Origin of the sequence: Vandammella animalimorsus, assembly GCF_002285285.1 — a bacterium.
Lineage (GTDB): Bacteria > Pseudomonadota > Gammaproteobacteria > Burkholderiales > Burkholderiaceae_C > Lampropedia > Lampropedia animalimorsus.
Genome location: NZ_NSJF01000003.1, coordinates 131,348 through 153,748 on the forward strand (window position 1 = coordinate 131,348; position 22,401 = coordinate 153,748).

Below are 22,401 nucleotides of genomic sequence, written 5' to 3' on the forward strand. Positions count from 1 at the left end.
AGCAAGAGAGGGGCTGGGGTGGCGCCAGGCCGGGCGGCCAGCGCGGGCAGGATGGGGGTCAGTGGCCGCTGCCGTCTGGCGACTCGCCCATGATGGAGACGAACACATCTTCCAGATCGGCGCGGCGGATTTCCATGTCCTGCAGCTGCACACCCGCTTCGCGCAGCTGCGCCAGCAGCCGCTCCACATCACCGGGCTCGCGCGCCGGAATCTGCACCACGCGGCCCGTCACACGCGCCTGTGCCGCCAAGGCCTCGGGCAGCGGCTGATCGGTTTTGAACTGCAACACGCTTTGCGTGGCGGCCGCCAGCAAGGCGGTGGTGTCTTCCAGAGCGATGATGCGGCCGCGCTTGAGCATGGCAATGCGATGGCACAGGGCCTCGGCCTCCTCCAGGTAATGGGTGGTCAGCAGCACCGTATGGCCTTCGCGGTTGAGGCGGTCGATGAAGTGCCACAGCGTCTGGCGCAGTTCCACATCGACACCGGCGGTGGGCTCGTCCAGCACGATGATCGGCGGCTTGTGCACCAGCGCCTGCGCCACCAGCACGCGGCGCTTCATGCCGCCCGAGAGCTGGCGCATATTGGCATCGGCCTTGTCGCTCAGCCCCAGGTGGTGCAGCAGCTCGTCGATCCAGGCCTCATTGCGGCGCACGCCGAAATAACCGGACTGAAAGCGCAGCGTCTCACGCACCGAGAAGAATGGGTCAAAGGCCAGCTCCTGCGGCACGATGCCCAGCCGGCGGCGCGCCTGAGCGTAGTCTTGCTGCACGTCGAAGCCTTGCACCGTCACTGTGCCCGAAGTGGCCTTGGCCAGCCCAGCCAGAATGGCAATCAGCGAGGTCTTGCCCGCGCCGTTGGGCCCCAGCAGGCCAAGAAATTCGCCTTCGCGGATCTCCAGGCTGACCTCATGCAAGGCCTGAAACGGGCCTCGCGGCGTGGGATAGATCTTGCTGACGGACTGAAAGGAAACGGCGGCATGGGTCATGGTGGGCGCCGATTGTAGGTCAAGGCCTGATCTGCCGCCCTGCCCGCCCGCAACCGGGCATGGATCGGCCAGGCGCAACCGATACAATGCCCCGCGCATGATGCCCAGGCCCGGTCGCCGCTGCCTGTTCGCCCATTTTTTCCAGCCATCTTCGTGCCTGCCCTACCTGTTTTGCCATCCCGGCCCGCCGCCCGACCCAAGCGGCAGCGCACGCGCTCCTGGCTGAGTGGCGGCGCCAGCCACGTCCGTTACGACCATCGCCAACGCCCTGCGCAGCTCGATGTGCGCTGCCCACGCTGTGGCCAGCGCGCGCTGGCCACGCCGCCGCCGGCTCTGCTCGATGCCATGCCTGATGACGATGTGCGCATCGCCGCTGACGGCAACGCCTTGTGGGACCAGCCGTTTGACCTGCGCTGCACCGCCTGCCTGTATCGCGCGCAGGGCGTGGCCTACGCCCAGTTGCCTCCGCTGTTTCACCAAATCAGCGTCGGCGGCCGCACCCTGTGGGCCTGGAACAGCGAGCACCTGGACATGATTGCCCAGGCCCTGCAAGGCCGGGACGTGCGCCGCCACCCCTATGGCTTTTTTGCCACCTACATCCAGCGTGGTTGGATGCTGTGGCGCCACAAATTCATCCACGCCATTTCCCAACACCAACGAAAGCACAGCACATGAAAATCGCCATCCTCCCCGGTGACGGCATCGGCACCGAAATCGTCGCCGAAGCCGTCAAGGTGCTCCAGGCCCTGGGTCTGCCGCTCGAAATGGAGCAAGCCCTGGTCGGCGGCGCGGCCTACGCCGCGCACGGCCACCCGCTGCCCGAGGCCACGCTGAAGCTGGCCAAGCAAGCGGACGCCATCCTGTTTGGCGCCGTGGGCGATTTCAAGTACGACACGCTGGAGCGCCACCTGCGCCCCGAGCAGGCCATCCTGGGGCTGCGCAAGGAGCTGGGGCTGTTTGCCAACTTCCGCCCCGCCATCTGCTATGAGCAGCTCACCCACGCCTCCAGCCTCAAGCCCGAGCTGGTGGCTGGGCTGGACATCCTCATCATCCGCGAGCTTACCGGTGACATCTACTTCGGCCAGCCGCGCGGGCGCCGCACCGCCAGCGACGGGCACTTCCCCGGCAACGAAGAAGCCTTCGACACCATGCGCTACAGCCGCCCCGAGATCGAGCGCATCGCCCACGTAGCCTTCCAGGCCGCACGCAAGCGCGGCAAAAAAGTGCTGTCGGTGGACAAGGCCAACGTGCTGGAGACCTTCCAGTTCTGGCGCGACGTGATGACTGAAGTGCACCAGCAATACCCGGACGTGCAGCTCGAGCACATGTACGTGGACAACGCCGCCATGCAACTGGTCAAGGCGCCCAAGAACATCGACGTACTCGTCACCGGCAACATGTTCGGCGACATCTTGAGCGACGAGGCCGCCATGCTCACTGGCTCCATCGGCATGTTGCCCAGCGCCAGCCTGAACGAAAAGAACCAGGGCCTGTACGAGCCCAGCCACGGCAGCGCGCCCGACATCGCCGGCCAGGGCATTGCCAACCCGCTGGCCACCATCCTCAGCGCCGCAATGATGCTGCGCTACTCGCTGAACCAGCCCGAGGCGGCCGAGCGCATCGAGGCCGCCGTCAAGAAAGTGCTGGCCAGCGGCCTGCGCACGGCCGACATCTACAGCGAAGGCACGAAAAAAGTCGGCACCGCCGAAATGGGCGACGCCGTGCGCGCCGCGCTGTAAAAGCCTGTTCAAGGCACACACGCAAGCCCGCAGCATCAGAACGCCATGAGCCACGCCCTGCCCCCAACGCCAGAACCACCCCAGCCCGCCGCCCAGGGTCACACCGCCAGCCCCGGCCCAGCCGGTCAGCTCTCGGCCAGCGAAGTGCTGGTGCAACTGCTGGCGCGGCTGGACAAGCCCTCGTTCTCGGTGCGCGAGCTCATGGCCTTGATGGGCGACAAAGGCCTGCTGATGCTTTGCGCGCTCATGACGCTGCCCTTTCTTTTCCCGGTCTCCATCCCGGGCGTATCCACCGTGTTCGGCTGCGCCATCTTGCTCATTGCGCTGTCCATCAGCCTGGGCCGGCTGCCCTGGTTGCCGCCCTTCATCGCCGACCGCCAGCTCAGCGCCGAGCGGCTGCGCCCAGTGCTGCAGCGCGGCCTGGGCGTGTTGCGCAGGCTGGATTCCATCCTCAAACCGCTGCGCATGCACCGCCTCACCGGCGGGCCCATGCGCAACCTCAACGGCCTGGCCATCATGTTTGCCGCCGTGCTGCTGATGCTACCGTTGGGCCTGGTGCCGTTCTCCAATACCCTGCCGGGCATCGCCATTTTGCTGCTGTCGCTGGGCGTGGCCCAGCGCGATGGCCTGCTCGTACTGGGCGGCTACCTGGTCACGCTGGGCTCGGTGGTGTACTTCGGGCTACTGGCCTGGGCTGCCTGGAAAGCCGGCAGCCATTTTTTCATCTGATCTTCATCTGATGGATGGCCCACACGCAAAAAAGCCAAGCCCGAAAGCTTGGCTTTTTCACATTGCAGTGCGATAACTTTTGCGGGAAATAATGCGGGAATCTTTGCGGGAAACGTCATTTAAAAATGACGAAAAAAGCACATAACCCATTGATGTATATGGTGGGCCCCCTGGGAGTCGAACCCAGCACCAACGGATTATGAGTCCGCTGCTCTAACCAAGCATGAGCTAGAGGCCCGTGTGCCGCTTGCCCCAAAGCCTGCGCCAGGCCTGGGCAAGCCCACGATTGTAGCGGCGATCAGCTCTGCCAAAGCCTCGCGCGCGCAGGCTCATCGGGGCCTGCTGAGCGCATTGCTCAGCAGGCGGGCGGTGATGTCGACGATGTGCACCATGCGCTCATAAGGCATGCGCGTGGGGCCGATGACGCCCAGCGTGCCAACGATCTGGCCATCCACTTCGTAAGGGGCGCTGACGATGGACAGCTCGGAAACGGGCACGGTCTGGCTTTCCCCGCCGATGTAGATCTTCACGCCCTGGGCCTGGCCGGTCACGTCCAGCAGTTGCAGGATCTGGGTTTTTTGCTCGAACAGGTCGAAGGCGCGGCGGATGCTGTCCATGTCCTTTGAAAAATCGCTCACGGCCAGCAGATTGCGCTCGCCGGAGATGACCACATCCTGACCTGCGGGCTGGGCAGTGCTGGCCGGGTCGCCAATGGCCGCTTCCATCAGCGCCGCAATTTCGCCGCGCAGGCGGTTGATTTCGCCGCGCAGCCGCTCGCGCACCTGATCGACGCTCAGGCCGCTGTAGTGGGCGTTGAGGTAGTTGCTTGCCTCCAGCAGGTGCTCTTGCGCGATGTCGTCCTGGGTGTGCACGAGTTTGTTCTGCACATTGCCATCGGGCGAGACGAGGATGACGAGTACGCGCTGGGCCGACAGGCGCAGAAATTCGATGTGGTGCAGCACAGCGCTTTTTTGCGGCGCCACGACCACGCCAACGAATTGCGACAGATTGGACAGCAGCTGCGCAGCGCTGGCGATGACGCGCTGGGGCTGGTCGGGGCTGAGCGCAGCCGGGGCGCAGCCCTCGTGCAGCTGCTCGTGCCAGCGCTCGCGCTGTACGGTCATCATGCTGTCAACAAACAGGCGGTAGCCCTTGGGCGTGGGCACGCGCCCGGCCGAGGTGTGCGGGCTGGCAATCAGCCCGAGCTCTTCCAGGTCGGCCATGACGTTGCGGATCGTCGCCGCCGAGAGTTCCAGCCCGGAGGACTTGGCCAGCGTGCGCGAGCCCACCGGCTGGCCGTCCTCGATATAGCGTTCGATCAGTGTGGTCAACAAGACCTTGGCGCGCTCATCCAGCATGGCGGCATCTTTCCTTGCAGCGCGCTTCAGCAGTCCTGCTGCCCCGGCCCCACCTGGGCGCCCAGGGCCTGCAGCTGCTGGCGCAATGCCGCCACTTCTTCCATCAGGTCGGTGGTCAATGCGGCCAGTTGCGGGTCGGCATCGAAGGTGTGCTCCAGATGGGCGATGCGCCGCGCGCGCACCAGCGTGGCGCTGGCAAAGCGCCATTGGCCTTCGCCGGCGCCCGCTTCGGCCTGCAGCACACCGGCCTGCACGCGCGCGCGCACCCAGTCGGGGGCCATGCGGCAGCCGTTGGCAAATTGCTCCAGCGACAGCGCGGCGTCATCGAGCAGCTCAATCAGTTCTTCAGAAATCAGCGTCACAGCAGTGGTTGCTCTCGTCATGGCGTGGGCTCCTCGTTCTGTCCTCGTTCCGATTCAGGCGCGGCGCGGGTCAAAGCCGGGATAGGCCTCGCGCAGCGCCGCCCAGGCAGCTTGCTGCGCCTCGGTCACGGCGCCAGGCACGGCCAGATCCAGCTCCAGGTACAGATCGCCCGCAGCGCCTGCGGCATTGGCCGCCGGGATGCCGCGCCCTTTGAGGCGCAACCTACGGCCGCTGTTGGAGCCCGCAGGCACGCCCACCTCCACCGTGGTGCCATCGGGCGTGCGCACCTGCACGCTGGCGCCAAGCACAGCTTCCCAGGGCGCTACGCGCAGCTTTTGCGTCACGTCGCGGCCCTGCACCTGCCAGCGCGCATCGCTGCGCAGCTGCACTTCAAGGAACAGGTCGCCGGCAGCGCCGCCGTTCAGGCCCGGGTTGCCCTGGCCGGCCAGGCGGATGAGCTGGCCGGGCTTGACGCCCTTGGGGATCTTGACTTCCAGGGTGCGCTCCTCGGGCACGGGCTGGCCCTGCGCATCCAGGCGCATACCGCGCAGCGTCAGGGTGCGCATGGCGCCCTGGTAGGCGTCGGGCAGATCGAGCTCGATGCGCGCGTGCTGGTCCTGGCCGCGCAGCGGCCCGGCCGCTGCGCCCCGCGCCTGGCCCTGGCGGGCACGCGCAGCGCGGCCGAAAAGCTCCTCGAAAAAAGCACTGCGCGCATCCTCATCGCCTGCGGCATCGAAGCCGCCAAAGCCCCCGAAACCGCCAAAGCCATCAAAGCCTTGCGCGCCCTCTTGGCCGGAGAAGTCAAAGCCCGCATTCCAGCCCGGCGGCGGGCGAACGTCATCGCCCGAGCGCGCCCCTGCCGCCCAAGCCTGGGCCCCAACGGTGTCGTAGGCAGAGCGCTTTTCAGGGTCGGAGAGCACGGCATGGGCCTCGTTGACCTCGGCCATGCGCTGCGCCGCATCGGGCGCCTTGCTCACATCCGGGTGGTATTGGCGCGCCAGCTTGCGGTAGGCCTTTTTGATGTCGTCGGCGCTGGCGCTTTTGTCCACACCGAGGATTTGGTAGTAGTCCTTGTATTCCATGCGTTGCTGTGCTGTGGTGCAAGCGGCTGGCGCTTGCTGTCATCTCCCTCATGAGCGCTCAGGCCTTGCTTTGCAAAGCAGCAGGCATATGGCGCATCGCATCACGCCCATCACATGGGGACATTGCCGGGCTTGTCAAGCAGCACAGGCATTTTGCCCAAAAAGAAAGGCTGCGCCTCGATGCGCAGCCTGTTCATGCAGATGGTGTGCGCCTGTACAGCGCAGCGGGTGGGCTTTTTCAGCGGCCAGTGGTCAGCGATCGCTTGACGCGGATTTCCTCGAATTTGGTGCCGCCGATCATGGCGATCTTGGCGCTGCTGGCCTCGCGCTCGAAACCGGCGGTTTCGTGGAATTTCAACGCGCGCTCATTCTGTACCGGCACCCAGGCGGTGACGTTGGTGCAGCCTTCTTCGTGCAGGCCCTCCCGCGCAGCATCCCACAGCGCAGCGCCCACGCCCTTGTTCCAGTGGTTGGGGGAGATGTAGATGGCCCAGATCTCGCCGGTGGTGGGGCGGGTCTTCTCGTCGCGCGAGCGGTCAAAGCCGACGAAGCCGACGATCTTGTCGTTCTCGATGGCGACTTTGACCTGAGGCTCGCAATACTCGATGGCTTCACGCCAGTAGGCGATGCGCTTTTCCAGACTGATGGACTTCAGGTGCTCGTCCGGCACCAAGCCCTTGTAAGCGGCTTGCATGGCGGCAGTGTGGATCTGGGCGATGGCTTTGGCATCACGAAGCGTAGCGGCGCGAACCTGAATGTCAGACATAACGAATGCAAAAAAGAACGATCAGTGTGTGAAAAAACGGCGTATTCTGCACTCAAGGGCTGGCAAATATCAATAGCCAAAAGGGCTTGACAGACAAAATCCGATGACAATTGCGCCGCCCGCTTGCACCCGCACTGCATTTGATTCAGCACTGTTTTCGCGCCCGGGAAGGTCGGCACGAATCCAGCGGTCAGACTGCGCTGCGATTCGTACAACCCTTTCTTGAATTATTCAGTGCTTGCTCTACACTTTCGGGCTTTTTGTGCGCCCTGGTCGGCAGGCTGACGGCATCTGTGGATGCCTGCCAGGGCACTGGTTGTGTGCTCATGAAATCGCTGCTCTCGGATCTGACCGTGCTCTGGCGCATGCGTTCACTGCTGCGCGTGCTCACGCGGCGCGAATTGGCCGCGCGCTTTGCCGGCTCGGCCGGCGGCATCGTCTGGGCCTGGGTGCAGCCGATTTTGACGATCGCCTGCTATTTCATCGTCTTCGATCTGGTGTTTGCCATGCGCCTGGGCGAGCACGCCCCGGCCGAGCGCGTGGGCACGTTTCTGATCGTGGGCATGGTCGGCTGGATGGCCTTTGCCGAGATGACCCAGCGCGCCATGCACAGTCTTGTGGACGTGGGTGGGCTGCTGCAGAAGAACCCGCTGCCGCCAGTGCTGTTCCCGACCCGCTCGGTGCTCACCAGCGCCCTGGTCTACATCCCCTTGTTCCTGCTGCTGGCGCTGGCCTACTGGCCGCAGCACCACGGCCGCAGCGCGCTGCTGGCGCTGCCCGTGCTGGTGGGGCTGCAGGTGCTGCTGGCCTGGATGCTGGGCTTTTTGTTGGCCATGCTGATGGCGGCGCTGCGCGACGTGGCGCAAATCGTGACCTTTGCGTTTTCAATCGGCGTATTCGCAGCGCCCATCCTGTTTCCGCTGACGATGTTCCCCGAGCGCTGGCGCTGGCTGCTCTGGCTCAATCCGATGACGCCTTTTGTGCTGGGCTATCAGCATATTTTGCTGGGCGGACAATGGCCACCCGCCAGCATTTGGGCGGCCGTGGCTGCGGGGCTGCTGTTGGCGGCCTGGCTGCTCGATACCGTGCTGCGCCGCAGCCGCGATCAATTGGTGGACTGGCTATGAGCAGCGCCGCCGCCCAAACCCAGCCCAGCAGCAGCGCCATCGTGCTGCGCGCCAGCGGTATCGGCAAGGAGTACAAGCTCTACGACTCGCCGCGCCAGCGCTTCAAAGCCTTGCTCACCGGACGCGCCTACCACCGCAGCCACTGGGCGCTGCGCGATGTCTCGTTCGAGCTGCGCCGCGGCCAGTGCATTGGCATCATCGGCGATAACGGGGCAGGCAAGAGCTCGCTGCTCAAGCTGCTGGCTGGCACGCTGCAGCCCTCGACCGGGAAGATCGAGCGCCTGGGCCGCATCACCGCCATCCTGGAGCTGGGCGCTGGCTTCCATCCGGAGTTCACCGGGCGCGACAACCTGTATTTCGGCGGCAGCATGATTGGCATCAGCCATGAGCAAATGCGCGCGCTGGAGCCCGAAATCATCGCCTTTGCCGGGCTTGGCGATGCGCTGCAGCGCCCGGTCAAGACCTATTCCTCGGGCATGGTGGTGCGGCTGGCCTTTGCGCTGATGACGGCCGTGCCGCCGGACGTGCTGATCGTCGACGAGGCCCTGGCCGTGGGCGACCAGGTGTTCCAGAAAAAATGCGTCGAGCGCATCATGGCCTTCAAGGAGCAAGGCTGCACCATCCTGTTCTGCTCGCACAGCCCCTACCACATCCGCACGCTGTGCGACCAGGCCATGTGGCTCGATGGCGGGCGCATCAAGGAGTTCGGCCCGACCGAGCCCGTGCTGGGCGCATACGAAATGCACACCCGCCTGCGCCAGCAGGCCGAACAAGAACAGGCCGAGCCACCACCCGCACCCGCTGCGCCTACCGATGCCACCGATGCCATGGCCGGCACCGCGGCCCCCAGTGCAGCGCACACACCAGCGGCTGCGCCCGAGCCCAATGCTGCCCATCTGCTGTCGGTGGTGATGGCCCACACCGATCCGCACGAAGAGATCCCGCTGCTGCAAAGCCGCGATCTGGTGGTCACCATCACGGCGCGCGGCCAGGGCGATGAGCGCCCCAACATCGGCTTCATGCTGGAGCAATCCAAGGGCGTGGGCATTACCTCGCTGGCCACGCACGAGGAGGGTGCCGCGCCGCGCCAGCTCGCCGATGGCAGCTGGCAATCGGTGCTGACATTTCCCGATCTGCCCTTGCACAGTGGCCAATATGTCATCAGCGCCTTTTTGTTCGATGCCAGCGGCCTGGTCGTCTACGACGAGTGGCTGCGCTTCAAACACTTTCGCTTCGTCACACCCACGCTGATGCCCGGTCTGGTCAAGCTGCCGCACCATTGGTCCTGACCGCAGCGCTTGCGGTTTTCCTGTTGCCCCCCTAAACCCATTGCCATGATGCCCATTACCGACCCCGGCGCCGCGCAACAGTTGTTGGCGCAAGGCCAGGCCGCACTGCAACGCGGCGATCTTTCGGCCGCAGCCCAAGCCCTGGGCGCCGCCCGCGGCCATGCCGACACGCGGCTTGCGGCCCACAATTTGATCGAGCGCCACCGGCTCGATGGCGCTTTCGGCGCTTGGACCGGGCTGGACTGCACGATCTCGCCCGCCGACGATATCTTCCATTTCTTCGCCGGCCACCCCACCTCCATCAACCCGCTGCGCGACTACTTCGCCGATGGTTGGCGCACGCTGGCGGAGTTGATGCTGTTGATGGAGGCCGCAGGCAAGCCGCTTCTAAGCACGCAGCACTTCCTGGAGTTCGCCAGCGGCCACGGGCGCTTTACGCGGCATCTGGTCAAGGCCCTGGGCGCGCCGCGCGTGACGGTCTCGGACGTGGTGCCCGATGCCGTGGCCTTCGCCCGCCAGACCTTTGGCGTGGCCGGTTTCGTCTCCAGCAACGACCCGCAGGCCCTGGCCTGGCCGCGCCAGTGGGATGTGGTGTTCGTGCTGTCGCTGTTCAGCCATTTGCCCGCTTCGCGCTGGAGCCCCTGGCTGGCACATTTGTACGCTGCCGTGCAACCCGGCGGGCTGCTGATTTTCACAACCCACGGCGCCGAGGCGCTGCGCAAGCAAAACGTCCAGCTCGACGAGGGCGGCTTTCGCTTCTTTGCTTCCAGCGAATCGCACGCCATCGACGCCCAGGAGTACGGCACGACCTTCACCTCCAGCCAGTTCGTACGCCAGCAGATCGCGCAGCACCTTCCCGGCAGCCGCCTGCTGTGCCACCAGGAGGCCTGCTTCTGGAGCCATCAAGACGCCTTCGTGCTGCAAAAGCCGCAGACCGCAGGCTAAGACAGCTGAGCAGCAATGTGCCGCATGTGCAGCGCCAACCCGAGCATGCCCGCCGCCACAGGCCACGGTCACCACCGGCCTGCCCGATCGTTGCCGCCGGCGCGCTGGCTCATGGCCCTAATGCTGGTACTAGCATTGCTGATCGGGCCAGGGCAGGCCCGCGCAACAACAGCCCCTGCTGACAGCATCGCCACCGAAGCTGCCAGCCAAGCAGCCCCGCTCAAGGCACAGCAACCGCCGCTGCAGCCCGGTCAGGCTTTTCTGGAGAGCGTGCAGCTCGATGCCCAACGGCGCCTGACGCTCTCGGGCTGGGCCGGGCTCTACCACGGCAACGCCTTCATCACCCAAGCCACCGTCTGGGTCGACGACACCCCCATCTACACCGGCCGCCTGGGCTATGCCCTCGACCGGCCCGGCGTGGCCCAACACACCGGCCGCGCCCTATGGCAAAGCAGCGGCTTTGCCTTGCCAGTGCGCATCCCGGCGCACATCGCCGCCGGCCCGGCGCGCCTGCGCATGCAGGTGCTGGCCACCGATGGCAGCCGCATTGATGTGGTGCCGCTGCACGGCAGCGAACAGATCGACATCCCCCCCGCAGCGCAGGCCTCGCTCGCTGCGCGCTGGATGCTGTGGCTGGCTCTGGCGCTGCCCCTGCTGGCCTGGTGCCTGGGCCTGGAGCGCCCGCGCCGCGCCGCCGACCAGCCCTTGGCAGAGCCGCCCACACAAGCTGGCACCGCGCAGGCTGCCGATACAACAGGCGCACGCCGCTTCGGCCTGGCCTTGCTGGCATCGCTGGCGCTGCTGGTCGGCGCCGGCTGGACGGGCTCCTCACTGCCGCTGTTGCTGGAGCAAGCCAACCGCACTGCACCGCTGGTAGCGCACGACGCCCAGCTGCTCTACGGCCAGGCGCAGGCCGTGCGCTCGGACGAGTGGCTGGTGGTCACGCCACTGGCCATCAGCCAGGCGCACGCCACGCCACGCTGGCCGAGCATCAACCCCTTGCACGGTTGGCCGGGCCAGAACATGAACGTGGTGGGCATGACGGGCGTGCCCATTGCCAACTGGGCTGCCCTGGCGCGCCCTGCCAGCTGGGGCTTTTTCCTGCTGCCGCTGCGCCAGGCCCTGGCCTGGGCCTGGTGGCTGCCATTCTTTCTGTGCTTTGCCACGCTGTGGTGGCTGCTGCGCCGCACGTTTGCCCTGCCCTGGCGGCAGGCGGCGCTGCTGGCTGCCAGCGTCAGCGCCTCAGGCTATGCGGTAAGTTGGTCGGGCTGGCCTGCCTATGCCATTGGCCTGGCTGCGGCCGTTACCCTGGCGGCCCAGCAGCTGCTGCGCAGCCACAACTCCGTGCAGGCCGGGCTGGCCGCCATTGCCCTGGGCTGGGCCGGCGCGGCGCTGGTGCTGTTGCTTTACCCCGCCTGGCAGGTGCCTCTGGGCTATCTGATGGGGATGTTGGGCCTGGCATGGGTTTGGCAACAACGCCGCCAATTGCCCATGCTGCAAGCGCCGCAATGGCGGGGCCTGGCCCTGGCTGCCGTGCTGGCAGCACTGACTGCCACCGCCTTGCTGCTGGCCTGGCTGGGCGAAGGCCGCCCGGCCATCGAGGCCTTGCGCCAGACCATCTACCCCGGCGCGCGCTCCACCGACCTGGGCGGCTATGTCGATCCCTGGCACTTGCTCAAGGGCATGACCAACTTGGTGACGCTGCACACCTCGTCGCTGTGGTCCATCCCCAGTGACTCGGGCGGCTATATCTATGTGTTGCCGCCGCTGGCCCTGGCCACGGCGCTGCGCTGCTGGGCCTTGCGGCGTGTGGATGCCATTGCATTGGCGTTGTGGCTGTTCATCGCCTGGCTGCTGGCCTACATGTTCATCGGTCTGCCCGGCTGGCTGAGCAAGGCCTCGCTGTGGAGCCTGGCGCCTGCATTCCGCACCGACATCGCACTGGGCCTGGCCCAGGCCCTGGTGTTGGCATGGCTACTTGCACCAGCCAATCAGGCCACGACCGGCCAAGCCTGGCAACAAGCTCCGCGCTGGTTGGCGCTGCTGGCTGGCCTGGGTTTTGCCTGGCACACGCACCAGCTGCTGGGCATGCAACCCCTACCCAGCCAGGATTGGCTGCTGCCCGGCAGCTGGTGGCTGATCTGCGCCCTGGCAGGCCTGATCGCAGCCTGGTTGGTGCGCGGCCAGACCATGCAGGCCATGACCTTGCTTTGCCTGTGGGGGCTGGCCACGGCCTTGCCCTTCAATCCACTGGGCCTGGCGCCCAGCCAGCTGCGCCCAGCGCCCGCCTTGCAGCAGGCCCTAAGCGATTGGCCAGCCGCGACAGCCTCATCGCCCCAAGGCAACAACACAACAGGCCCAAGGCTGGCCGTGGTGGGTCAGCCCGCCTGGGCCAACGCACTGGCTGCCAGCGGTGTGGCAGTGCTCAACACCACCTTCTATGAGCCGCCGCTGGCCTTCTGGCACAGACTCGATCCACAGCAGCAGCTGCGCGAGCAATACAACCGCTACCAGCACCTGCATATCGTGCTAAAGCCCCAACCCACAGCAGCTGGCGGCTGGAGCGCTGCGGCACCAAACATGGATCGGGTCGAGCTGCGCTTGGATGCGGAGCGCTTCGATTTCCGTCTGCTGCCCATCGACGCCGTATTGGCCAACTGGCGCGACGCACAGCAACTGCAGGCCAACCCCAGCTTGCAGGAACAGGCCAAGCAAGCCGGCCCCAGCCAGGCCAGGGATGGTGCACAAGACGGCTGGGTACTGTTTGCCGTGCAGCGCGCTGAGTGAAACCGCATGTAGAACCACATGCGCAAAATCCCAGCGGAGAGGACAAAAGCGCTTGGAATGGGCAAAGCCGTCGCCTATCCCCCTTTGAGCAGCGCGGGCGGCTTGCGATCTCCTCATAGCGCGCAGGCTTTGTGCGGCACCACAGGCTGCCGCCCAGGTCACATGACTGCTCGCTTGCAGAGATTTTGAGCTGACTCCAAATACGCCAAACCCGAGCGCATCGCATATCACTTGCACTCCTTGCGATTCAGGCCGATAAGCGACAACCAGACAAACAATGCATAAAAAAAGCAAGCCACACTTTTGTGTGGCTTGCTTGCATTTGGTTGCGCGAGGAGGATTTGAACCTCCGACCTTTGGGTTATGAGCCCAACGAGCTACCAGGCTGCTCCATCGCGCGGTAAGCCGCTAGTATAGCACCGTTTTATTCTGCTGCTTGCTTTTCAGCAGAAATTTCTTCCTGCTCTTCGGGGCGGTCGACCAGCTCCATCAGCGCCATGGGGGCGTTGTCGCCCACACGGAAGCCCATTTTCAGGATGCGCGTGTAGCCACCGGGACGGGCCTTGTAACGCGGGCCCAGCTCGGTAAACAGCTTGGTGACGGCCTCACGATCGCGCAAGCGGCTGAATGCCAGGCGGCGGTTGGCCACCGAGTCGTTCTTGGCCAGGGTGATCAGGGGCTCGACCACACGGCGCAGTTCCTTGGCCTTGGGCAAGGTGGTCTTGATCAGTTCATGATGAATGAGCGAATTGCTCATGTTGCGCAGCATGGCTTGGCGATGTGCGCTGGTACGATTCAATTTACGAAGTCCGTTGCGGTGTCGCATAGTGTTTCCTTATCAAAATGGCTGCGGGCCGGATCAGGTACCCGCAGGTGCAACAAAAACAGGGATAGGTCAAAAAGATTTGTCTGGAAGGCCAAAGGCCCTTTGGGCCTAGCTGAGCGGCAGGCATAGAGAAGGGGGGCCAGGCGCGGCGCCCTTCACACCCAAGCATTCGCCCGCTGCCCAAGGCATCACTCGAGACCAGCAGGCGGCCAGTTCTCCAGCTTCATGCCCAGGGTCAGGCCACGCGAGGCCAGCACTTCCTTGATCTCGTTGAGCGATTTGCGCCCCAGATTCGGGGTCTTGAGCAGCTCGTTGTCGGTGCGCTGGATCAGATCGCCGATGTAGTAGATGTTCTCGGCCTTGAGGCAGTTGGCCGAACGCACCGTCAGCTCCAGCTCGTCCACCGGACGCAGCAGGATCGGGTCGAAGGTCGCGGCGCTGCGCGAGGCAGCAGGCGCATCGAAGGCGGCCAGATCGCCATCGTCAAGCTGTGCAAACACGGCCAGTTGCTCCACGAGGATCTTGGCCGAGGTGCGCACCGCATCTTCGGCCGTGATCGCGCCATTGGTCTCGATTTCCATGACCAGCTTGTCCAGGTCGGTGCGCTGCTCCACACGGGCGTTTTCCACTGTGTAGTTGACGCGCAGCACCGGCGAGAAGGAGGCGTCCAGCACGATGCGACCGATCGACTTGTTCGACTCATCGCCAAAGCGTCGCACCGTACCGGGCACATAGCCGCGGCCTTTCTCGACCTTGATCTGCATATCCAGCTTGGCGCCTTGCGACATGTGGGCAATGACGTGCTCGGGGTTCACGATCTCCACATCGTGCGGCGTCTGGATGTCCGCCGCCGTGACCACGCCTTCGCCGTCCTTGCGCAGGCTCAGCGTCACTTCATCGCGGTTGTGCAGCTTGAAGACCACGCCCTTGAGGTTCAGCAAGATGCCGACCACGTCCTCTTGGATGCCATCGATGCTGGAGAACTCGTGCAGCACGCCCGCGATCGTGACCTCGGTGGGTGCATAGCCAATCATCGACGACAGCAGGACCCGGCGCAGCGCGTTGCCCAAGGTGTGGCCATAGCCACGCTCGAACGGCTCGAGCTCGACCTTGGCTCGGTTGTGGCCGATTTGTTCCACGCTGATGGTCTTGGGCTTTAGCAAATTGGTCTGCATATTTACTTCCTGTCAATACCCCCGGCTCGTTACACCGGTAAGGCTGGTGAAGCGAATAAACCGCGAACGGAGTCGCGGTTCAAATGAGTGATTCCATTTCCCGATGAAGGCTGCACACGAAGTGTTGCTGTAGACATTGGCAGGCCAAGGCCGGCGGGTGCTCCAGCAGCAATGCTTGCATCGAAAAATGGAATGAATCAGGCCGGATCAACGCGAATACAGTTCGACGATCAGCGATTCGTTGATGTCTGCACCGAACTCATCACGATCGGGAGCCTTCTTGAAAGTGCCCTCTGCCTTGTCGACAGCCACTTCCACCCAGCCCGGGAAGCCCAGTTGCTGTGCCAGTTGCAGCGCTTCCTGCACACGGGCCTGGTTGCGCGACTTCTCACGCACAGCCACCACGTCACCGGCCTTGACCTGGTAGGAGGGAATGTTCACCGGCTGACCATTGACCAGGATCGCCTTGTGCGAAACCAGCTGGCGCGCCTCGGCACGGGTCGAGCCAAAGCCCATGCGGTAAACGACGTTGTCCAGGCGCGACTCCAGCAGCGAAAGCAGATTGGAGCCGGTGTTGCCACGGCGGCGGTCGGCCTCGGCGAAGTAGCGGCGGAATTGCTTTTCCAGCACGCCATACATGCGGCGAACCTTTTGCTTCTCACGCAGCTGCAGGCCATAGTCGGAAGTGCGCGCACCCGAAGTGCGGCCATGTTGGCCGGGCTTGGTATCGAACTTGGCCTTGTCGGCAATGGAGCGGCGAGCGCTCTTGAGGAACAGGTCCGTGCCTTCACGGCGGGACAGCTTGGCCTTGGGCCCAATATAACGTGCCACTTGATTTCCTTTGATTCAACTGCTGCATGGCCCAAAGCCATGCAGGAGCCACACGCGCCTTGGCGCAGCGACGGTGGCGGTGGTCTTGACGAAGAGATTAGATGCGACGGCGCTTTTGCGGGCGGCAGCCGTTGTGCGGAATCGGGGTCACATCGGAGATCGATGTGATGCGAATGCCCAGGGCGCCCAAGGCGCGCACCGAAGATTCGCGACCGGGGCCAGGCCCCTTGATTTCCACATCCAGATTCTTGATGCCGTGCTCGATGGCGGCGCGGCCAGCCACCTCGGAAGCAACCTGGGCAGCAAACGGGGTCGACTTGCGCGAGCCCTTGAAGCCCTGGCCACCGGAGGAAGCCCACGACAGAGCGTTGCCCTGGCGATCGGTGATGGTGATGATGGTGTTGTTGAACGATGCATGGATGTGAGCAACACCATCCGCAATGTTCTTGCGGACTTTCTTGCGCACACGCTGCGACGCGGAAGAGCCTTTAGCCATTGTGTTCCTTCAATGCCAACTGGATGAATCGCGATCCATTCCTATTGCCCACCCATAAAAACTGAAGATGGACATACCGCACTCTGAGCAGTGCGGCACATATTGCGCCGCGTTTGCTCATGCGACGGCAACAAGAATGGAAGGTCGAGGTAATTACTTGACGCCCTTGCGCGGACCCTTGCGGGTGCGGGCATTGGTGCGGGTACGCTGGCCACGCATGGGCAGGCCACGGCGATGACGGAAGCCACGATAGCAGCCGATATCCATCAGGCGCTTGATGTTCATCGTGGTTTCACGGCGCAGGTCACCCTCGATCGTGAACTGGGCGATCTGGTCGCGGATCTTCTCCAGGTCGGCATCCGTCAGGTCCTTGACCTTTTTGGAATACTCGATGCCTGCAGCCTCGCAGATCTTGCGTGCGCGCGAGCGACCGATGCCATAGATTGCCGTCAAGCCGATCTCAGTGTGCTTGTGCGGCGGTACGTTGATACCAGCAATACGTGCCATAACCGTCCTCTAATTCCTCAACCCTGACGCTGCTTGTGGCGCAGGTCTGTGCAGATCACGCGCACCACACCATTGCGGCGAATGATCTTGCAATTTCTACACATCTTCTTCACAGAAGCGGAAACTTTCATTGCGAACTCCCAAAATCCAAAAAGCCAAGATTCTCAAAAACCAATCCGAGCATGCAGGCATTCAAGACAACAGCACCTCAGCGGGCTGTGAGCTTGAAGTTGCCTTTTTTCAGCAGCGACTCGTACTGCTGCGACACCACATAGTTCTGCACCTGCGCCATGAAGTCCATGGTCACGACGACCAGAATCAGCAACGAGGTACCGCCAAAGTAGAACGGCACGTTGTACTTCAGTGTCAGGAACTCGGGGAAGAGGCAGACGGCAGTGATATAGATTGCACCTGCCAGCGTCAAGCGGGCCAGGATTTTATCAATATATTTCGCCGTTTGCTCGCCTGGACGAATCCCGGGCACGAAGGCGCCGCTCTTCTTCAGGTTGTCTGCCGTTTCACGGCTGTTGAACACCAGCGCCGTATAGAAGAAGCAGAAGAAGATGATCGCCGATGCCAGCAGCAGCACATAGATGGGCTGCCCTGGCGTGAGCTTGGCCGCCGCATCGCGCAGACCGCGCATGAACCAGTTCGACGACTCGCCGCTGCTGAGCCAGCTCACCAGGGTGGCCGGCAACAGAATGATCGAGGAGGCGAAAATCGGCGGAATCACCCCTGCCATGTTCAGCTTGAGCGGCAGGTGCGATGCCGGGCTGGCGTACATCTTGTTGCCGACCTGACGGCGCGCATAGTTCACCAGGATCTTGCGCTGCGCCCGTTCGACGAAAACCACGAAATAGGTCACCAGCACCACCAGGGCCATGATGAACAGCAGCGTGACGATGTGCATCGCACCTGTGCGAACCAACTCCAGCGTCCCCGAAATGGCGCTGGGCAAGCCAGCGGCAATGCCAGCAAAAATCAGAATCGAGATCCCGTTGCCGATGCCTCGTTCGGTGATCTGCTCGCCCAGCCACATCATGAACAGCGTCCCTGCCGTCAACGACACCATCGTCGTGACCTTGAAGCCCAGGCCTGGATTGAACACCAGACCAGGCTGGCTCTCCAGCATCACGGCAATACCCATGGACTGGAACAAGGCCAGCACCAGCGTGAAATAGCGCGTGTACTGCGTGATCTTGCGCCGGCCTGCCTCTCCATCCTTTTTCAGGGACACCAGTGCGGGCACCACATAGGTCATCAGCTGAATGATGATCGATGCGGAGATGTAGGGCATGATCCCCAGCGCAAGCACCGAGAAACGCTCCAATGCACCACCGGAGAACATGTTGAAGAGGTCGAGGATGCCCTGCGAGCCCGAGAACATCTCCTCAAGCCGCGCAGGATTGATCCCAGGCACGGGCACATGCGTGCCGATGCGGTAGACCACCAGCGCCAGCAGCAAAAACACCAACCTGCGGCGCAGGTCGGCAAATTTGCCGGGTTTTGCCAATTGAGCGGAATTCGTTGCCAAGATCAAGCCCCATTCATGGTAGGTCGATGCAGTGCAAGCCGTGCTGTGCAGCCTCTGCCTGGCTTTCTTGTGGAAACACCAGAAGAACCACACCCCACAGACAGAGCCGGCCGCTGGCCGGCTCTGTCACTGCAGCCTTGTCGCGCAAGATGTGCCAATTCAGGCCAGCGAGCCGCCGGCAGCTTCGATCGCAGCCTTTGCCCCGGCCGTGGCGCCAATGCCTGTCAGCTTAACAGCCCGGGTCAACTCACCGGACTTGACCACTTTGACCACCTTGGCGATGGAGCGCACCAGACCGGCCTGCTTGAGCACCAGGATATCGACCTCGGCGGCACCCAGGCGCTCCAGTTCGGCGAGTGTGACCTCGGCATTGAACTTCAGCGTCGTGGACTTGAAGCCGCGCTTGGGCAGGCGGCGTTGCAGCGGCATCTGGCCACCTTCAAAACCGACCTTGTGGTAGCCGCCGGCGCGGGATTTCTGACCCTTGTGACCGCGGCCTGCTGTCTTGCCCAGGCCAGAGCCAATGCCGCGACCGACACGGCGCTTGGCATGCTTGGCTCCCGCTGCGGGCTTGATGGTATTGAGTTGCATCATCCACCCCTTAGAGGACTCGGACCAGATAGCTGATCTTGTTAATCATTCCACGCACTTCGGGCGTGTCCTTGAGTTCACTGACGCTGTTGAGCCTGCGCAGGCCCAGGCCGCGCACCGTGGCGCGGTGCGATTGATTCGTACCAATCGGGCTGCGAACCAGTTGAACCTTGATGGTTTGGTTTGTAGACATCGTGTGCACCTCTCTCAGGCCAGCAGGTCTTCGACCGACAGGCCACGCTTGGCGGCGATTTCTGCCGGCGTCGTCGAGCGCTTGAGCGCATCCAGGGTGGCGCGAACCATGTTGTAGGGATTGCTCGAACCGTGGCTCTTGGCCACGATGTCGGTGATGCCGACCACTTCGAACACGGCGCGCATCGGGCCGCCGGCGATGATGCCAGTGCCCTTCGGGGCCGGCGCGAGCATGACGCGCGCAGCACCGTGCTGACCATGCACGCCATGGTGCAGCGTGCCGTTCTTCAGCGAGACCTTGATCATGTTGCGGCGCGCTTCTTCCATGGACTTCTGCACAGCCGAGGGCACTTCCTTGGACTTGCCCTTGCCCATGCCAATGCGGCCATCGCCGTCACCCACGACGGACAGCGCAGCAAAGCCCAGAATACGACCGCCCTTGACCACCTTGGTGGTGCGGTTGACGGAGATCATCTTCTCCTTCATGCCGTCATCACGGCTGTCGTCTTGCATTTTTGCTTGGTTTTTGGTTGCCATTGCCATTCGCCTCAATCAGAACTGCAAGCCTGCTTCGCGCGCGGCTTCCGCCAGCGCCTTCACACGGCCGTGGTATGCAAAGCCAGCGCGATCGAACGCCACTTTCTCGACACCGGCGGCCTTGGCCTTCTCGGCAATGCGCTTGCCCACAGCAGTGGCGCCTTCGGCGCTACCGCCCTTGACGGAGCCGCGCAGCTCGCCTTCGAGCGAGGATGCCGTGGCCACGACCTTGGCGCCATCCTCGGAGATCACGGTGGCATAGATATGCTGGTTGGTACGATGCACCGTCAGGCGTGCGACGCCTTGCTTGGCAATGCGTACGCGGGTTTGACGGGCACGGCGCAAACGCTGTTCTTTCTTGTTCAACATCTTGCAGCCCCTTATTTCTTCTTGGTTTCCTTGATCGTGACCACTTCATCCGAATAGCGGATGCCCTTGCCCTTGTAGGGCTCGGGGGGGCGCACTTCACGCACAACGGCAGCGAACTGACCCAGCACCTGCTTGTTCGCGCTCTTGAGCACAATCTCGGTGGGCGTGGGCGTTGCCGCCGTCACGCCTTCGGGCAGATCGAATTCGACCGGATGCGAGAAACCCACGGCCAGATTGAGCTTGTTGCCGCTGACAGCAGCCTTGAAGCCCACGCCTACCAGGTTGAGCTTGCGCTCAAAACCCTTGGAGACACCGACCACCATGTTGTTGACCAGCTGACGCAGCGTACCTGCCAGGGCATCGGCCTCGCGCGACTCGTTGGCAGGGGCGAACGTCAGCACGCCACCATCCTGGCTGATCTTGACCTGTGCGTTATCGGCCACAGACAGCTGGCCGCCAGAACCCTTGACAGCAATCTGACCATCCTTGATCGTCACTTCGACGCCAGAAGGGATCACCACAGGTGTTTTTGCAACTCGAGACATTTCAATATTCCTCCAATTGCACATCAAGCCACGAAGCACAGCACCTCGCCACCGACACCGGCGGCACGGGCTTTGCGATCGGTCATCACGCCTTTGGGCGTGGTCACGATGGCCACACCCAGACCATTCATCACCTGCGGAATGGACTTGCTGGGCTTGTAGACACGCAGACCCGGCTTGCTGACGCGCTCGATGCGCTCGATCACCGGACGGCCTGCGTAGTATTTGAGATCGACGCGGATGTCGGCCTTGGCGCCATCGCGCACAACTTCGAAACCGTCGATATAGCCTTCGTCCTTGAGCACCTGCAGGATGGCCTGCTTGAGCTTGGAGGAAGGAACCGTCACGGAAGGCTTGGAGACCATTTGCGCATTGCGGATGCGGGTCAACAAGTCGGCGATAGGATCACTCATGCTCATGATTCATTACTCCCGTCTGCTTACCAGCTTGCCTTGATGACACCGGGGATATCGCCCGACATGGCCAGCTCGCGCACCTTGGCACGTGCCAGACCAAACTGGCGGAAGGTGCCACGCGGACGCCCCGTCATTTCGCAACGATTGCGCTGGCGCGTCGGATTGGCGTTGCGCGGCAGCTTCTGCAGCGCCAGGCGAGCCTGGTAACGCTCTTCGTCGCTGCGCTTGGCGTCATCGACGATGGCCTTCAGTTCGGCGCGCTTGGCAGCGTACTTGGCCACCAGCTTCGTGCGCTTGAGCTCTCTTTCAATCAATGCTTTTTTAGCCACACTGCACCTCAATTCTTGAACGGGAAACGGAACGCAGCCAACAGCGCCTTGGCTTCCTCGTCCGTCTTGGCTGTGGTCGTGATGCTGATGTTCAGGCCACGCAGCGCATCCACCTTGTCGTACTCGATCTCGGGGAAGATGATCTGCTCTTTGACGCCCACGTTGTAGTTGCCACGGCCGTCGAAGGACTTGCCCGAAATACCACGGAAGTCGCGCACGCGCGGCAGCGCAATGGTCACGAAGCGATCAAGGAATTCGTACATGCGCACGCCACGCAGCGTCACCATGCAGCCGATGGGCTGGCCTTCGCGGATCTTGAAGCCCGCAATAGCCTTGCGCGCCTTGGTCACCACAGGCTTCTGGCCGGCGATCTTGGTCAGATCGGCCACGGCGTTTTCCATGATCTTCTTGTCGGCCACCGCTTCGCCCACACCCATGTTCAGGGTGATTTTGGTGATGCGCGGCACTTCCATGACCGACTTGTAGCCAAATTGCTTGGTCAGGTCGCCGACGACTTTTTCACGATAGAACTGTTGCAGACGCGCCATTTATGCCACCTTGATCGCTTCACCGCTGGAGCGGAACACGCGCACACGGCGCGCACCCTTGTCCGCCGACAAATCCACCTTGATCGCCACGCGATCGGCCTTGCCGGTCGCGGGGTTGTAGATCGCCACATTGGACTGATGGATGGGCATGGTCTTGTCCACGATGCCACCCATCTCACCCTTCATCGGGTTGGGTCGCACGTGCTTCTTGACCACATTGACACCCTCGACGATCAGATAGCTCTCATCCTTGCGGGACAGCACCACACCGCGCTTGCCCTTGTCGCGACCGGTCAACACGATGACTTCATCGCCCTTGCGAATCTTGTTCATGC

At 63.3% G+C, this 22,401-nt stretch carries 28 protein-coding genes and 2 tRNA genes; 7 read left to right on the forward strand and 23 right to left on the reverse strand.

The features are described from left to right. Positions 1–58: 58 nt before the first annotated feature. Positions 59–985: an ABC transporter ATP-binding protein gene (locus CK620_RS07060; protein WP_095539481.1), complete on the reverse strand. Its 927-nt coding sequence runs from the start codon at positions 983–985 to the stop codon at positions 59–61. A gap of 171 nt (positions 986–1,156) precedes the next feature. Between CK620_RS07060 and CK620_RS07065 the strand changes: the two genes are divergently transcribed. The 3 genes from CK620_RS07065 to CK620_RS07075 are packed head-to-tail and all read left to right on the forward strand — an operon-like array spanning position 1,157 to position 3,453. Then, complete coding sequence (locus CK620_RS07065; RefSeq protein ID WP_095549720.1) at positions 1,157–1,660, forward strand: hypothetical protein; 504 nt, start codon at positions 1,157–1,159, stop codon at positions 1,658–1,660. Then, on the forward strand, positions 1,657–2,724 hold the full coding sequence (leuB, locus tag CK620_RS07070; RefSeq protein ID WP_095549721.1) for a 3-isopropylmalate dehydrogenase: 1,068 nt from the start codon (positions 1,657–1,659) through the stop codon (positions 2,722–2,724). Before CK620_RS07065 ends, leuB begins: the two co-directional genes overlap by 4 nt. Before the next feature lie 45 nt (positions 2,725–2,769). Next, complete coding sequence (locus tag CK620_RS07075) at positions 2,770–3,453, forward strand: exopolysaccharide biosynthesis protein (protein ID WP_095549722.1); 684 nt, start codon at positions 2,770–2,772, stop codon at positions 3,451–3,453. Between the two features lie 159 nt (positions 3,454–3,612). Here CK620_RS07075 and CK620_RS07080 read toward each other — a convergent pair. From CK620_RS07080 to CK620_RS07100, 5 genes are all read right to left on the reverse strand, one after another. Further along, positions 3,613–3,691 (reverse strand) — tRNA-Ile (locus tag CK620_RS07080). Positions 3,692–3,782: 91 nt separating this feature from the next. Then, a complete protein-coding gene (gene hrcA, locus CK620_RS07085) occupies positions 3,783–4,811 on the reverse strand; it encodes a heat-inducible transcriptional repressor HrcA (RefSeq protein ID WP_095549723.1) in 1,029 nt (342 codons plus the stop codon). 26 nt (positions 4,812–4,837) lie between these two features. Further along, entirely contained in the window at positions 4,838–5,194 is a 357-nt protein-coding gene (locus tag CK620_RS07090; protein WP_095549724.1) for a chaperone modulator CbpM, read from the reverse strand. A gap of 33 nt (positions 5,195–5,227) precedes the next feature. Beyond that, the gene (locus CK620_RS07095; protein WP_095549725.1) at positions 5,228–6,256 is read right to left on the reverse strand and encodes a DnaJ C-terminal domain-containing protein; all 1,029 of its coding nucleotides are present in this window, start codon (positions 6,254–6,256) and stop codon (positions 5,228–5,230) included. 238 nt (positions 6,257–6,494) lie between these two features. Further along, positions 6,495–7,022, reverse strand: coding sequence for a GNAT family N-acetyltransferase (locus tag CK620_RS07100; protein WP_095543672.1), 528 nt, complete (start codon positions 7,020–7,022; stop codon positions 6,495–6,497). A gap of 326 nt (positions 7,023–7,348) precedes the next feature. Between CK620_RS07100 and CK620_RS07105 the strand changes: the two genes are divergently transcribed. From CK620_RS07105 to CK620_RS07120, 4 genes are all read left to right on the forward strand, one after another. Continuing rightward, positions 7,349–8,149, forward strand: coding sequence for an ABC transporter permease (locus tag CK620_RS07105; protein WP_095549726.1), 801 nt, complete (start codon positions 7,349–7,351; stop codon positions 8,147–8,149). Beyond that, entirely contained in the window at positions 8,146–9,438 is a 1,293-nt protein-coding gene (locus CK620_RS07110; protein WP_095549727.1) for an ABC transporter ATP-binding protein, read from the forward strand. The genes CK620_RS07105 and CK620_RS07110 overlap by 4 nt, the downstream gene beginning before the upstream one ends. Positions 9,439–9,483: 45 nt before the next feature. After that, positions 9,484–10,383 (forward strand): SAM-dependent methyltransferase, encoded by a 900-nt coding sequence (locus tag CK620_RS07115; protein WP_238946056.1) that lies wholly within the window; start codon positions 9,484–9,486, stop codon positions 10,381–10,383. 120 nt (positions 10,384–10,503) lie between these two features. Beyond that, entirely contained in the window at positions 10,504–13,170 is a 2,667-nt protein-coding gene (locus CK620_RS07120; protein ID WP_143325993.1) for a DUF7657 domain-containing protein, read from the forward strand. Positions 13,171–13,493: 323 nt separating this feature from the next. Here CK620_RS07120 and CK620_RS07125 read toward each other — a convergent pair. The 17 genes from CK620_RS07125 to rplX all read right to left on the reverse strand — a co-directional run bounded on the left by CK620_RS07125 (position 13,494) and on the right by rplX (position 22,399). Beyond that, positions 13,494–13,570, reverse strand: a tRNA-Met gene (locus tag CK620_RS07125). A gap of 24 nt (positions 13,571–13,594) precedes the next feature. Beyond that, entirely contained in the window at positions 13,595–13,996 is a 402-nt protein-coding gene (gene rplQ, locus CK620_RS07130) for a 50S ribosomal protein L17 (protein ID WP_095539495.1), read from the reverse strand. A 188-nt stretch (positions 13,997–14,184) separates the two neighbouring features. Further along, positions 14,185–15,171 (reverse strand): DNA-directed RNA polymerase subunit alpha, encoded by a 987-nt coding sequence (locus CK620_RS07135; RefSeq protein ID WP_095539496.1) that lies wholly within the window; start codon positions 15,169–15,171, stop codon positions 14,185–14,187. A gap of 207 nt (positions 15,172–15,378) precedes the next feature. Further along, complete coding sequence (rpsD, locus tag CK620_RS07140) at positions 15,379–16,002, reverse strand: 30S ribosomal protein S4 (protein ID WP_095539497.1); 624 nt, start codon at positions 16,000–16,002, stop codon at positions 15,379–15,381. 97 nt (positions 16,003–16,099) lie between these two features. After that, positions 16,100–16,498: a 30S ribosomal protein S11 gene (gene rpsK, locus CK620_RS07145; protein ID WP_095539498.1), complete on the reverse strand. Its 399-nt coding sequence runs from the start codon at positions 16,496–16,498 to the stop codon at positions 16,100–16,102. Positions 16,499–16,651: 153 nt separating this feature from the next. Beyond that, positions 16,652–17,005: a 30S ribosomal protein S13 gene (gene rpsM / locus CK620_RS07150; RefSeq protein ID WP_095539499.1), complete on the reverse strand. Its 354-nt coding sequence runs from the start codon at positions 17,003–17,005 to the stop codon at positions 16,652–16,654. Positions 17,006–17,022: 17 nt separating this feature from the next. After that, positions 17,023–17,136: a 50S ribosomal protein L36 gene (gene rpmJ, locus CK620_RS07155; protein ID WP_084824836.1), complete on the reverse strand. Its 114-nt coding sequence runs from the start codon at positions 17,134–17,136 to the stop codon at positions 17,023–17,025. Between the two features lie 77 nt (positions 17,137–17,213). Beyond that, positions 17,214–18,539 (reverse strand): preprotein translocase subunit SecY, encoded by a 1,326-nt coding sequence (gene secY / locus CK620_RS07160; RefSeq protein WP_095549911.1) that lies wholly within the window; start codon positions 18,537–18,539, stop codon positions 17,214–17,216. A 159-nt stretch (positions 18,540–18,698) separates the two neighbouring features. Continuing rightward, entirely contained in the window at positions 18,699–19,130 is a 432-nt protein-coding gene (gene rplO / locus CK620_RS07165; RefSeq protein WP_095539684.1) for a 50S ribosomal protein L15, read from the reverse strand. 10 nt (positions 19,131–19,140) lie between these two features. Then, a complete protein-coding gene (rpmD, locus tag CK620_RS07170; RefSeq protein ID WP_095539500.1) occupies positions 19,141–19,323 on the reverse strand; it encodes a 50S ribosomal protein L30 in 183 nt (60 codons plus the stop codon). A 14-nt stretch (positions 19,324–19,337) separates the two neighbouring features. Continuing rightward, positions 19,338–19,859 (reverse strand): 30S ribosomal protein S5, encoded by a 522-nt coding sequence (rpsE, locus tag CK620_RS07175; RefSeq protein ID WP_095549729.1) that lies wholly within the window; start codon positions 19,857–19,859, stop codon positions 19,338–19,340. Positions 19,860–19,874: 15 nt separating this feature from the next. Then, positions 19,875–20,228, reverse strand: a complete 354-nt coding sequence (rplR, locus tag CK620_RS07180) for a 50S ribosomal protein L18 (RefSeq protein WP_095549730.1) — start codon at positions 20,226–20,228, stop codon at positions 19,875–19,877. 11 nt (positions 20,229–20,239) lie between these two features. Further along, the gene (gene rplF, locus CK620_RS07185; protein ID WP_095541441.1) at positions 20,240–20,773 is read right to left on the reverse strand and encodes a 50S ribosomal protein L6; all 534 of its coding nucleotides are present in this window, start codon (positions 20,771–20,773) and stop codon (positions 20,240–20,242) included. A 23-nt stretch (positions 20,774–20,796) separates the two neighbouring features. Continuing rightward, positions 20,797–21,192 (reverse strand): 30S ribosomal protein S8, encoded by a 396-nt coding sequence (rpsH, locus tag CK620_RS07190; RefSeq protein WP_095539504.1) that lies wholly within the window; start codon positions 21,190–21,192, stop codon positions 20,797–20,799. Positions 21,193–21,212: 20 nt separating this feature from the next. Continuing rightward, a complete protein-coding gene (gene rpsN / locus CK620_RS07195) occupies positions 21,213–21,518 on the reverse strand; it encodes a 30S ribosomal protein S14 (RefSeq protein ID WP_095539505.1) in 306 nt (101 codons plus the stop codon). Positions 21,519–21,526: 8 nt separating this feature from the next. Further along, positions 21,527–22,066, reverse strand: coding sequence for a 50S ribosomal protein L5 (rplE, locus tag CK620_RS14050; RefSeq protein WP_095557455.1), 540 nt, complete (start codon positions 22,064–22,066; stop codon positions 21,527–21,529). After that, positions 22,067–22,399: a 50S ribosomal protein L24 gene (gene rplX / locus CK620_RS14055; protein WP_172424579.1), complete on the reverse strand. Its 333-nt coding sequence runs from the start codon at positions 22,397–22,399 to the stop codon at positions 22,067–22,069. Positions 22,400–22,401 lie beyond the last annotated feature (2 nt).